Origin of the sequence: Lactobacillus kefiranofaciens (assembly GCF_900103655.1) — a bacterium.
GTDB lineage: Bacteria > Bacillota > Bacilli > Lactobacillales > Lactobacillaceae > Lactobacillus > Lactobacillus kefiranofaciens.
In genome coordinates this window covers 122915-135569 of sequence record NZ_FMXC01000001.1, presented here as the reverse complement: position 1 = coordinate 135569, position 12655 = coordinate 122915, and the positions used below count along the sequence as shown (strand labels likewise).

Sequence of the window (12655 nt, the reverse complement as noted above, 5' to 3'; positions counted from 1 at the left end):
ACACTTTCTGAAAATTATAGTAAGCGCTTTCTTTTTACACACCTACTATCGTATAATTCTGAATTAATGTCAACAAATACTGCTTATTAAACAATAATATTTATTTTTTGTTCATTTTTTGTCCGTTTTCTTTCGATTGAGTAGAATAATAGTACTAATAGATAAAAAAGATAACAAAATAAAAAAGCCTTAATGCTTACTGCACCAAAGCTTTTGACTTATTTAGCTAAATTTAACTATTTACTTTATTAAGCACCATGATATTGAACAAGTGAGTAAATATCAACATCTGGCAACTTTTCTCTACCCTTCAAATCAGGCAATTCAATATAAAATGCGGCACCGACCAGCTTACCACCTAAGTTCTCAATTAATTCCTTAGAAGCTCTTAAAGTACCTGCAGTAGCCATTAAGTCATCACAGACAACAACTCGTTGACCTGGCTTAATTGCATCCTTATGCATTTCCAAGCTGTTTGAACCGTATTCCAAATCATATGAAGCCCGTTCAACTTCTCGTGGTAACTTATGAGGCTTTCTTGCAGGTACAAAACCTAAGCCTAACTCAATTGCTACAGGGCAACCTACAATAAAACCACGTGCTTCAGGCCCAACAATTACATCTGCATGTCTACTCTTAGCATATTCAGCTAATTCATGGGTAGCTTGACGATATAATTCACCATCTTGCAGAATTGGCGTAATGTCACGGAAAACTATGCCCTTATTGGGAAAATCCTTAACACTTGCAATATACTTACTAAAATCAACTGCCATAAGAAGAAAAACCTCCAAAACTCTTTGCGTTTGTATTCAAACACTTTTGACCTGTCTATTTTACCAAACTTTTAAAACAAAAGCACTGAAATCTTGATATTTGGCTTAATTATTTGCCATATTATTAACATATGTGATTAGTTTCTGAGTTGGCATGGTTCTCAACTGTCTGACAAACTTAATTTGAGAGGCCGTAGCCATCAAGTACTTGGAATCAGTCAATGGCCGCTTTTGTGGATTAGCTTCACCTACCAACTTTGATCCATCCATTTTAACAAAGCCTAGTTCAAAGAAAACTCGCAAAATAAATAAAACATTGGCATAATCAAGTCCTAAGTATGGCGCTACAGTACGATAGTCCTCTGGCTCTAAAGAAGGATGAGTATAAATATATTTTAATACCTTGCCAAAGTAGCTTTTAGCCGGAATCTGTTCAACTGGCAATTGATCAAGCAAAAAGCGTAAATAAATTTGCTGATAATTCTTTTCAAGTGCAGAATTAAATTCTACTTGATTACGCGGCACGTCAAGCAGTGCTACGGTTTCACCAGATTGCTCATAATCCTTAACTAAGCTAATTTTATGATCATCAATCTGTAATCTATTTTTGACAACCGGGATATTTTTCTTATCAAACAATAAATATCTATCTGCAAACCCCATCACGTATCTTTCTTGACGCAAATCAATGACTGGTATTGGTACAGCCAGCTTAGGCGAAGCAAAATCGACACCTTCAATGATCCCTTGTAAGGATACCTGTTTACGAAAAGTATTAAGGGATAATTGGATAAATATTTTACTAATAAATGGCAATAAATTATTATTCAAAAAACTTTTATCAAAACCTATAAGCGACAAACTTCCGCCCTTTTTATTGACTGTTAGCTTAACGTGATTTTTGTCTTTACCAATTTTTAAGAAATGAGTAATTGTTGGATCCGAGATGCTAAAAATCGGTTGCGGATCGTCAGTGCCAAATGGACCAACTTGATTAATCTGTGCCAGCGTCTGAAGCGTCAATCCATTAAGTGGTAATTCCATGTCATAATCTTTGGTTTCTAATCCATTTTCAACATGAAAACTCTCTTCAAACTGTTTACGCAACGCCTTAATTTGCTCCTCTTTCATTGACAAACCACAAGCAAAATCATGTCCACCAAATTTAGTTAACAGTTTATCTTTTAGCGGATTAAGCGCAGCAAACAAATTAAAACCGATGATTGAACGTCCAGATCCCTTGACTTCGCCTGCTTCATTTTTAGTCAACACAATAGTAGGTTTATGCGTCTTTTCAACAATCTTATTAGCTACTAATCCTAATACGCCTTCATGAAAATCAGGATCATATAAAACTAATGTATTTTGCCGCTGCCAACTATTTTCCCGAATCAGGTTTATGCATTGATCATAAACCTTCGCAGTCAGTTCTTTGCGTTGACTGTTCAATTCCTCAATCTGATCCGCGATTTTTTGAGCGGCAATATCGTCATCAGATAACAATAATTCTACTGCTAAGTTAGCATTAGCTAGGCGCCCCACTGCATTCAAGCGTGGAGCAATATTGAAGCCAACATCCGTTTCATTAATTGAACCTAAACTTAAACCAGCATTTTTGATTAAAGCTCGTAAACCAGGTCGTGACGTCTGATTCAAGACTTCTAAACCACGTTTAACAATAATATGCCCTTCACCAGTAATTTTGACCATGTCGCCGATCGTACCAATCATCGCTAAATCAAGCAATTCTGGCATAGTATCTTGCATTAAATTACGACAAATAGTATAAGCAACCCCTGCACCACAATAATCATCAAACGGATACTTCTGTCCTGGATAATTACAGTGAACGATTGCAGCTGCGGCTGGCTTTTTTTCTTGAAAAGTATGGTGATCAGTTATAATCACATCAACACCATGTTTTTTGGCATACTCAACTTCTTCAATACCAGTTACACCATTATCAACCGTAATGATCAGCTTCGTGCCGTCTGCAATAATGTCCTTGTAGCGTTCAAGGTTAGGGCCATAGCCATCTCTAAAACGATCAGGAATAAAGTAATGAACATCAGCACCTAAGATCCCTAACGTCTCTGTCATGATGGTCGTTGCAGTGATACCATCTGCATCGTAATCACCATAAATAGTAATCTTTTCGCCCTTGTCAATTGCCTGATTAATTCGCTCAGTTGCTTTATCCATATCATGCATCAATAAAGGATCAGCTAAATTTTCTTCGGTTGCGTTAAACCAAAAATCCAACTTTTCATCCGTATTGATCCCGCGCAATGCAAAAAGCTGAGCTGCCAATGGACTTAATTGATACTTCTCTATCAAGTCTGGGGCCAATTGCTCTGCTGTTCTTTGTTGCCATTTCATTACTAAAAAACACCCTGCATTCATTACTAAAAATTAAAAGGCACTCACAAATGAGTGTCTTTAATTGAAAAATTCTATTTATCATTTTAACGCAAATCGAATCTTCATAAAAGATTGATGTCTGCTATTTTAGCTGAAAGACTTTCAAATTTTGATTAGTTGCCTTTTCGGTTTTAACCAAATTACCACGGATAGCCCAACGGTTAGCGCCACCATCGGCACAGGTAATCAAAGTTACAATTTTCTTTTTTGTATTGTTAACCAACCAAACTGCTGATGGATCAACAACTTTCTTCATGTAAATCCGATAAGTATAAACTTTCTTCAGGTTAGTGAGATAAATTAACTCACCTTTTTTTACATCCTCAAGCGGTGAAAACAGGATACCTTTAGCCGTCATATAGTGTCCAGCCAAAGGATAATTGCCTTGTCCCATCTTCTGGTCAGCTCGCATTGTACCACCACCAGTGGACATCGCATCATCGGACATCCCCAACATTACTGGTAAATGCATATTAACATCAGGGATTGCCAAGGCTCCGATCGCACCTGAAGTCTTGCTAATCTGAGACTTAGTAGCTCGGGCGGCATCCATTGACTTCACCTTATTAAAATCAAACATTCCTTTTTTCTTTTGATTCTGTTCGACTTTCTTTCTAGTTAATGTCGTCAACGTTGATTTTTGGTTATGGCTGATCATCTGATTGCTAATTTGCTTGTTAAAGATGAGTACTAATCCCACAATTAACAAGATAACGGCCAAAACTCGGATGAGGATTGTACTAAGGCTAGTCTTTTGCTTCTTTTTTGTTGCCATAGCTATTTCCCCTTGATGTCATCATCATTCATCTTAAGAACAGCCATAAAGGCATCTTGAGGGACATCAACTTTGCCGACAGCCTTCATCCGTTTTTTACCACGCTTCTGCTTTTCCAAAAGCTTAGCCCGACGATCAGGGTCACCGGTATGGATCTTCCAGGTAACATCCTTACGGTATGGCTTGATGGTTGCACGAGAAATAATCTTTGCCCCAATAGCACCCTGAATATCAACTTCAAAGTTTTGCCGTGGAATTAATTTCTTAAGCATCGAAGTCATTTGACGAGCGCGGTCTTGTGCCTCACTTCTATATGCGATGAAGCTCAGGGCATCGATTGGCTCTTTATTAAGCAAAATATCGATCTTAACTAAATCAGTTGCTCGATAACCGGTAATCTCATAATCAAGGGATGCATAGCCTTTAGTTGAAGATTTTAAATCGTCAAAGAAATCAAAAATAATTTCAGCTAATGGCATATTGTAAATAACATTTACACGATATTTATCAAGATAATCCATCGTGACAAACTCGCCCCGCTTTTTCTGACAGAGTTCCATTACTGGTCCAACAAAATCATTAGGAACCATTACTTCAGCTTTAACATATGGTTCTTGTACTTCTTTATATTCGCCAGCATCTGGCAAATCAGATGGGTTATCAATAACCTTAGTAGAGCCATCATTCATAATCGCATGATAGTCAACAGAAGGAGCAGTCATAATTAAATCAAGATCAAACTCTTGCTCTAATCGTTCTTGCACGACATCCATATGTAATAAGCCTAAAAATCCACAACGGAAACCAAAACCTAAAGCAGTCGAAGTTTCAGGTTCAAATTCCAAGGCTGCATCATTTAACTGCAATTTTTGCAGAGCTTCTTTCAGATCGTCATAATCACGGTTGTCAACTGGATACATCCCAGAATAAACCATTGGTGGAATCTGACGGTAACCTGAAAGTGGTGCTTCAGTCGGATTGACTGCAGAAGTAATGGTATCACCTACACGAGTTTCACGAACCGATTTAATATTGGCGGTTAAATAGCCTACATCCCCAGCGACTAAAATATCTTTCTTAACAGGCTGTGGACTTGAAACACCAACTTCGGTAACTTCATATTCCTTACCTGTATTCATGATCTTTATCTTGTCGCCAGCCTTAACCGTTCCGTCTTCAATCTTTACGGACATGACAACTCCGCGGTAATCATCGTATTTTGAATCAAAGATCAAGGCCTTAAGTGGAGCAGTTAAATCTCCTGTTGGTGCTGGAATATCTGTAACGACTTTTTCCAGCATATCCTGAATGCCTTCACCAGTTTTGCCAGAGACTTCAGCAGCTTCAGAAGCATCTAAGCCCAGCATCTCTTCGATCTCTTCTTTAGTCTTAGGAATATCAGCAGAAGCCAAGTCAATCTTGTTAATGACGGGCAAAATCTCTAAATCATCATCAATTGCCAAGTATGTATTAGCTAAAGTCTGTGCTTGTACCCCCTGGGTTGCATCTACTACCATTAATGCACCTTCACAGGCAGCTAAGGAACGTGAAACTTCATAAGAAAAATCAACGTGTCCCGGCGTGTCAATTAAGTGAAAAATATAGTCTTCACCATTCTTAGCGTGATATTTTACTTCAACCGAGTTCATTTTAATGGTGATCCCACGCTGACGCTCAAGCGGCATGTCATCAAGCATTTGATTCTTGAGTTGGCGTTCACTCACTGTATCGGTTAATTCCAAAATTCTATCAGCAATCGTAGACTTACCATGATCAATGTGAGCTACAATCGCAAAATTACGTATGTGTTTTTGATAATCTTTAAGTTTATTTATATCCATAAAATTGTTCTCACCCTTTGCTATCTTAATTATTATAGCAAAGCCAGGAGATTTCATAAAATATCTAAAACAAGAAAAATATTTTAAGTATTTTACAACTAATACTATATTTTTATGTAAGCGCTTGCTTATTTGCTAAAAAAGTGTATATACTGTTTTATAGAAGATCTAAACTTCTAATGTCATAAGCAAAAATTTAGTTTGTAGAACTAGAGGCATAAAAATGAACGAAGAACATAGCTTACAAACCAGAGAATATTCATTACCTTTTGGTAGAGAACACATGGCAATCTTTGTATTAAGAGGAGACCGGGTAATTGACTGTGGTATTGGTGAAGTCACTGAGTACCATTTTCAAAAAGAACTAGACTCTAATATTAAAGAAAAAATTGCGGAGCAATTACAAGGCAATTCAACCGATAGTCTAGTTGATGACTACCTCAGCATTTCTGAGAGTGGTTCAATGCAGCAAGTTTATTGGCAATATTGGAAACGTGAATATCTTGATGAAAACGAAATGAATATTCACTTTGGTCACTCCTGGCTGCCAAACACTAATGATCAAACAGTTTTAATTATGAGCGTAGCTGAAAAGACTCGTCAATTAAATCTTTACTTTATGGAGCAATTGCTTAGAACACGGCGCCAAGAAGAAGCTTTACCTGATCAAATGGAAAAGGATCTTCACCACATGAAGCACATTTGTCAAGTAGCTCAAGCATACGTAGACGGTGATGGACGCCCATTAATTGACTATTTAGAGATGCGTGCTCACGATAACCCAGATATTTTAAAAGAAGATCGCATTGTTAAAAGAGTTTTGAAACACTTCTGGGGTTACCAAGACGACCTGTATGCTAAGCAAAAAGTACAATATCACAATATCTAATTTACTTAATACAAAAGAAATAGCGGACTGCATCATAATTTAGCAATCTGCTATTTTTACTTTTATATAAACTATTCTCCGCTCAGTTTATCCTTAAGTCGTTCGAAAAAGCCTTTTTCTTTTGGCGTAATATCTCCGCCACCATCATGAACAAAATCAGTCAAATCTTGTTTTTGCTTTTCATTGATATGTTTTGGAATCACAATATTAACTGTAACGATTTGATCACCATTACCATTGCCACGAAGATACGGTACACCTTGACCACGTAAAGTAAATTTCTTATTAGGTTGCGTACCTGCTGGAATACTTAGCTTTTGATCACCATGAACAGTTTTAACAGTAATCTCATCCCCTAATGTGGCTTGAGCAAATGAAATTGGAACATCAGTATAAATATTTTGTCCACGACGCTGGAAAATCTTAGATGGCTTAATTCGGTAATTAATATATAAATCACCATATGGACCACCATTGATACCGGCTTCGCCTTGTCCTTGATAGCGCAATTGTTGACCGTTATCAATACCTGCTGGAATATCAACCTCAATTGTATTCTTGCGCTCTACGGTACCCTTACCATCACAACTCTTACATGGATGTTCAATAATTACACCACGACCATTACACTTGTCACAAGTTGTCTGACGACGAATTACACCAAGCATTGATCTTTGAGTAATAGTCATATATCCAGTACCGTGACATTTATCACATGTAATTGGATGAGTACCCTTTTCACAACCATTACCACCACAGGTTTCACACTTTTCACTGCGAGTATAGCTGACTTGAGTCTTTTTGCCTTTAACTGCATCCATGAAGTCAATCGTCAAAGTATAATCTAAATCTTGCCCACGTTGAGGTGCAGTTGGATCTACACGCTGCTGGCGAGCTCCTTGGCCAAAGATATCGCCAAAAATATCACTGAAGTCACCAAAACCTGATGTGTCAAAACCAGCACCACCAAAGCCTTGGCCAGCTCCACCGCCAAAGCCACCTTGACCATTGACGCCAGCTGAACCAAATTGATCATATTGAGCTCGTTTTTGCTTATCATGCAGAACTTCATAAGCTTCATTAACTTGCTTATACTTTTCCTCTGCACCTGGAGCATGATTTAAATCAGGGTGATACTTCTTGGCTAACTTACGATATGCTTTATTAATTTCTTGTTCACTGGCGTTACGATCCACGCCAAGCACTTTATAATAATCTTCTTGTGCCATTCAATTGAACTCCTTATAGTTTTCAAAAGAAAAGAACTACTCAATGGGTAGTTCTCTTCTCTTTATGTTTAATTATAAACCCATTACTTGTTTGGATCTACCTTATGGAATTCACCATCTTGGGCACCACCGTTGTTACCATTATTTGGGTTGCCACCTTGTGGGCCTTGAGGACCTGCTTGGGGGCCAGCTTGACCAGCTGCACCTTGTGCTGCTCCACCGTTTTGTTGGTAAAGCTTAACAGCTAAGTCTTGTGCTGCCTTAGACAAAGCATCCTTCTTTTCCTTCATTTCGTCCAAGTTGTTGTCTTTTTGAGCCTTCTTTAAGTCATCAAGAGCTGCTTGAACCTTCTTAGTATCTTCGTCTGATACCTTGCCCTTAGTTTCCTTCAAGGTCTTTTCAGTAGTGAATATTAATTGATCTACTTCGTTTCTAAGATCAACTTCCTCTTTACGCTTCTTGTCTTCTTCAGCGTGTTCTTCAGCGTCTTTTTGCATCCGCTTAATTTCTTCATCTGACAAACCGGATGAACTCTTAATGGTAATCTTTTGTTCCTTGCCAGTACCCATATCCTTAGCAGATACGTTTACAATACCGTTTTTGTCGATATCAAAGGTAACTTGAATTTGAGGAACACCACGTGGTGCTGGTGGAATATCGGTTAATTCAAAACGACCAAGAGTCTTATCATCGGCAGCCATTGGACGTTCACCTTGAAGGACGTGAACATCTACAGCTGGCTGGTTATCTGCAGCAGTTGAGAAGATTTGACTCTTTGAAGTTGGGATAGTAGTGTTTCTGTCGATTAGCTTAGTGAAGACACCACCCATGGTTTCAATACCAAGTGACAATGGGGTAACATCAAGCAAAACGATATCTTTAACATCCCCTGAAATAACACCACCTTGAATAGCTGCACCTAAGGCAACAGCTTCATCAGGGTTGATTGAGTGATCAGGTTCTTTGCCAGCCCATTCCTTAACTGCTTTTTGAACAGCAGGAATACGAGTTGAACCACCATTTAAGATAACCTTGTCAATATCATTAACAGTAAGACCGGCATCCTTTAATGCGTTATCAAATGGTACCTTAGTCTTTTCAACTAAGTCACTAGTTAATTCATCAAATTTAGCACGAGTTAAGTCAGCTTCAAGGTGTAATGGACCTGATTCACCAGCAGAAATGAATGGAAGTGAAATGTGAGTTGATGATACACCAGATAAGTCCTTCTTAGCCTTTTCTGAAGCATCCTTCAAACGTTGCATAGCCATCTTGTCTTTAGACAAGTCAACGCCATTTTCTTCTTTAAAGTTCTTAATCAACCAATCCATAATGTGGTTGTCGAAGTCATCACCACCAAGGTGAGTATCACCGTTAGTTGATAATACTTGGAAGACACCGTCACCTAATTGCAAAACAGAAACATCGAAAGTACCACCACCAAGGTCGTATACTAAGACCTTTTCGTCTTGATCTTTGTTTAAACCAAAGGCTAAAGCAGAAGCAGTTGGTTCATTGATAATTCTTTGAACATTAAGACCAGCGATCTTACCAGCATCCTTAGTAGCTTGACGTTGAGCATCGTTGAAGTAAGCTGGAACAGTAATAACTGCATCCTTAACTTCTTCACCCAAGTAGTCTTCTGAAAACTTCTTGATGTATTGCAAAATAAATGCTGAAATTTCTTGTGGTGTGTATTCCTTATCGCCAACCTTTACCTTGTAATCAGCTTCACCCATGTGACGCTTAATTGAAACAATGGTATTAGGGTTAGTAATAGCTTGACGCTTAGCAACTTCACCTACTTGAATTTCGCCATCTTTAAATGCAACTACTGATGGAGTCGTACGATTACCTTCTGGGTTAGTAATAATCTTTGGTTCTTTACCTTCAAGAACCGCAACTGCTGAGTTAGTAGTCCCAAGGTCAATCCCAATAACTTTTGACATATAATAAACTTCCTCTCTTATTGAGCAACAACAACCATTGCTGGTCTTAATGTACGATCTTTATATTGATATCCTTTTTGTAAAACTTGAACGACGTGGTCTTTTTGATCATCATTTTTGGCAGCTACAGTTTGAACTGCTTGATGCAATGTCGGATCAAATTTAACGCCTTCAGCATCAATCTCAACTACACCGTGATCTTTCATTGCCTTAACAAGTGAATCAAGGGTCATTTGTACGCCCTTCTTTAATTGCTTGGATACATCATCATCGGCCTTAACGCTTAAAGCTCTTTCTAAATTATCCATTGCAGGTAAAATATCTTTAGCTAAGCTTTGAGATTCATACTTAATAAGTTGCGCGCTCTCTTTCGAATAGCGGTTTTGCATATTTTGAATTTCTGCTTCACTACGCAAATACTTATCTTCTAGTTCTTTATTATTCTTTTGTAACTTTTCGATTTCAGTGGTTAACTTTGCACTGTCATCTTTTTTAGTCTCTTCTTTTTTAGCTTTTGCCTTAGCCTTTTTCTTTTTAGGAGCAGCATCTTTTTCATCCAAATTCTTTTCACTTGGAAATTCTTCTTTACTCACGGCTAACCTCCTTTAATCTATTGAAATTTTCCATAATAATCGAGCAATTTCCTGGCTAGCTCGTTTCTAAAATATTCAAGTAGCCCGATCATTTGTGAATACGGCATGTTAGTTGGACCAAGTAAAGCAATTGTTCCTTTTCCATGATTACCAACACTATATTCTGCAGTTAATAGGCTATAGTTCTTCAGTAAGTCATTAGGCAACTCCGACCCCAACGTAACCTTGACCGGAAACTTAGCATCCTTGGTCACTGGACTAGTTGTCATTAATTCCGAGATTAGATCATTTTGATCAACTAATTCATAGAGAGATCGAATATCTTTAATATCCTTTTCTGAAGTATTGTTTAAAAGATTAATTTGCCCATCAACATACATCTGTTCACTAGCTGCATCCTTTAAAACATCTTCTACTAAATCCAGCAGTTCACTTGAATGCTCTCCACCAATCTGGTGTGAAGTAAGACTTTTGAGCAAAGTTGGCGAAATATCTTTTAAGCTTTTGCCTACTAGCTCATCATTAATCATCCTTACTGCCTTTTCAATCTCATCCCCATGAATATTATGTGGTAACGCATAGACTTGATTCTTAACGTTTCCATCACTCGTTACTAAAATTGCCATTACTTGTCTGTTAGACAAAGGAACAATTCTAAAACCAGTTACAGTAACATCATGACTCTCAGGTCCTTCCGCAAATGCTGTATAATTAGTTAAATCCGAAAGAATCTTGGCAGCTTCTTGAACTATTTCATTAACTTGATGAAATGGTCGATCTAATTGATAAACTATTTGATTATAAACTGATTCAGGAAGTTGAAGCGGCTCAACCAAATTATCAAGGTAATAACGATATCCCTCACTTGAAGGAACACGACCACTCGAAGAATGTGTCTTTTCAATTAAGCCTTGATCTTCAAGTACTGCCATCTCATTACGAATAGTAGCACTTGAAACCTTAATTGGAAGTTGCTTCATCACTGTCTTAGAACCAACAGGCTCATGCTTATGAGTAAAATCCTGAATAATTGTTTTTAATATTAATTCTTGACGTTCGGTCAACATAAGTATCGCCCTCACTTTTAGCACTCGTTTCTCTCAGGTGCTAACAGATTCTATTATACTAAAAACTAGCAGCATTTCAAGTAGAGTGCTAATTATTTTTCATTTTTTCTGTTATTTTGCACAAAAAGATCTGCATCCCTTAATCTGATGCAGATCTTTTCTCCTATCTAATCATGTTGTTTAGCAAAATAAGCTTTTATTTCTCTTTGATCTTTTTCTAGTTGCTTTTTTAACTCAGTCAAATTAGCAAATTTAACTTCACCGCGAGTATATTTATACCACTCAATTTTCATTGGTTTACCATATACATCTTCATCAAAATCAAAAATATTAGACTCAATATAAATTTTTTTAGCTTGATTAATCGTAACGTTATAACCAACACTAGTCATCGACTCATACCAAGTATTATTAACCATAGTCTTAGTTGCATAAACTCCAATTTTAGGCACCACTTTGTGCTCTGCCCAAACTAAATTAGCAGTTGGAAAGCCTAGCTTATGTCCATTACGTTTACCATGTCCAATAATTCCGCTCATTACATAATGATGCCCCATTAATTCGTAAGCTAATTCCATCTTGCCATCTCTAATAGCTTGACGAATTTCAGTAGAACCAATCTTTTTTCCCGCAAAAATTTGCTTAGGCATAACTTCAATGTCAAATCTACCTTGAGCATATTTTGGCAAAGTAGCCATATTAGCTATATTTTTATCACCATATGTATAGTCAAAACCTGCTACCACTGTATCCGCATTTAGCTTAATAATTACCTGATCTACAAAATCTTGTGGTTTAATCTTACTAAAGTCTTTAGTAAATGGCAAAACAGCTAAATAGTTTACGCCTAATTCAGCCATTTTATCTGCTTGTTCTTCTAAAGTTTCTAAATATTTAAAATCTTTCTTATTAGCATAAATTTCTTTAGGATGACGATTAAAAGTAAGTACTACTAGCGGTAGGTCCTTTTTCTGAGCTATTTTTTTAGCACGCGTAATTAAACGCTGATGACCTAGATGAACTCCATCAAAGAACCCTAATGCAAGTACAACTTTTGAAGATAAAATATTTTCTTTAACTGGATAAGTTAAATGAACGGTTTTCACAGTTAATTC

Annotated in this window: 10 protein-coding genes and 1 pseudogene; 1 reads left to right on the top strand and 10 read right to left on the bottom strand. The window is 37.3% G+C overall.

Going from position 1 to position 12655, the window contains the following annotated elements; all coding sequences use genetic code 11:
• Positions 1-111: 111 nt before the first annotated feature.
• The 5 genes and pseudogenes from BLP58_RS12805 to lepA all read right to left on the bottom strand — a co-directional run.
• A pseudogene (locus BLP58_RS12805) lies at positions 112-183 on the bottom strand (Loki-CTERM sorting domain-containing protein); the annotation flags it as partial.
• A gap of 65 nt (positions 184-248) precedes the next feature.
• Positions 249-776 carry an adenine phosphoribosyltransferase gene (locus tag BLP58_RS00685; protein WP_013853945.1) on the bottom strand — a complete coding sequence of 176 codons (528 nt, stop codon included), beginning with the start codon at positions 774-776 and terminating at the stop codon, positions 249-251.
• Between the two features lie 105 nt (positions 777-881).
• Positions 882-3155, bottom strand: a complete 2274-nt coding sequence (gene recJ, locus BLP58_RS00680) for a single-stranded-DNA-specific exonuclease RecJ (RefSeq protein WP_013853944.1) — start codon at positions 3153-3155, stop codon at positions 882-884.
• 124 nt (positions 3156-3279) lie between these two features.
• Entirely contained in the window at positions 3280-3972 is a 693-nt protein-coding gene (locus tag BLP58_RS00675; RefSeq protein ID WP_013853943.1) for a class A sortase, read from the bottom strand.
• A 2-nt stretch (positions 3973-3974) separates the two neighbouring features.
• Positions 3975-5813: a translation elongation factor 4 gene (lepA, locus tag BLP58_RS00670; protein ID WP_013853942.1), complete on the bottom strand. Its 1839-nt coding sequence runs from the start codon at positions 5811-5813 to the stop codon at positions 3975-3977.
• Positions 5814-6036: 223 nt separating this feature from the next.
• Here lepA and BLP58_RS00665 point away from each other — a divergent pair, with 223 nt between their 5' ends.
• Positions 6037-6702, top strand: a complete 666-nt coding sequence (locus BLP58_RS00665; protein ID WP_013853941.1) for a hypothetical protein — start codon at positions 6037-6039, stop codon at positions 6700-6702.
• Between the two features lie 71 nt (positions 6703-6773).
• On the opposite strand, the gene dnaJ is transcribed toward BLP58_RS00665, so the two are convergent.
• The 5 genes from dnaJ to ribF form a co-directional block, all read right to left on the bottom strand.
• Positions 6774-7931, bottom strand: coding sequence for a molecular chaperone DnaJ (dnaJ, locus tag BLP58_RS00660; protein ID WP_013853940.1), 1158 nt, complete (start codon positions 7929-7931; stop codon positions 6774-6776).
• A gap of 83 nt (positions 7932-8014) precedes the next feature.
• Positions 8015-9880, bottom strand: a complete 1866-nt coding sequence (gene dnaK, locus BLP58_RS00655) for a molecular chaperone DnaK (protein WP_013853939.1) — start codon at positions 9878-9880, stop codon at positions 8015-8017.
• 17 nt (positions 9881-9897) lie between these two features.
• The gene (grpE, locus tag BLP58_RS00650) at positions 9898-10473 is read right to left on the bottom strand and encodes a nucleotide exchange factor GrpE (RefSeq protein ID WP_013853938.1); all 576 of its coding nucleotides are present in this window, start codon (positions 10471-10473) and stop codon (positions 9898-9900) included.
• A 17-nt stretch (positions 10474-10490) separates the two neighbouring features.
• Positions 10491-11540 (bottom strand): heat-inducible transcriptional repressor HrcA, encoded by a 1050-nt coding sequence (hrcA, locus tag BLP58_RS00645; RefSeq protein ID WP_013853937.1) that lies wholly within the window; start codon positions 11538-11540, stop codon positions 10491-10493.
• Positions 11541-11707: 167 nt separating this feature from the next.
• A complete protein-coding gene (gene ribF, locus BLP58_RS00640; protein ID WP_013853936.1) occupies positions 11708-12646 on the bottom strand; it encodes a riboflavin biosynthesis protein RibF in 939 nt (312 codons plus the stop codon).
• Positions 12647-12655 lie beyond the last annotated feature (9 nt).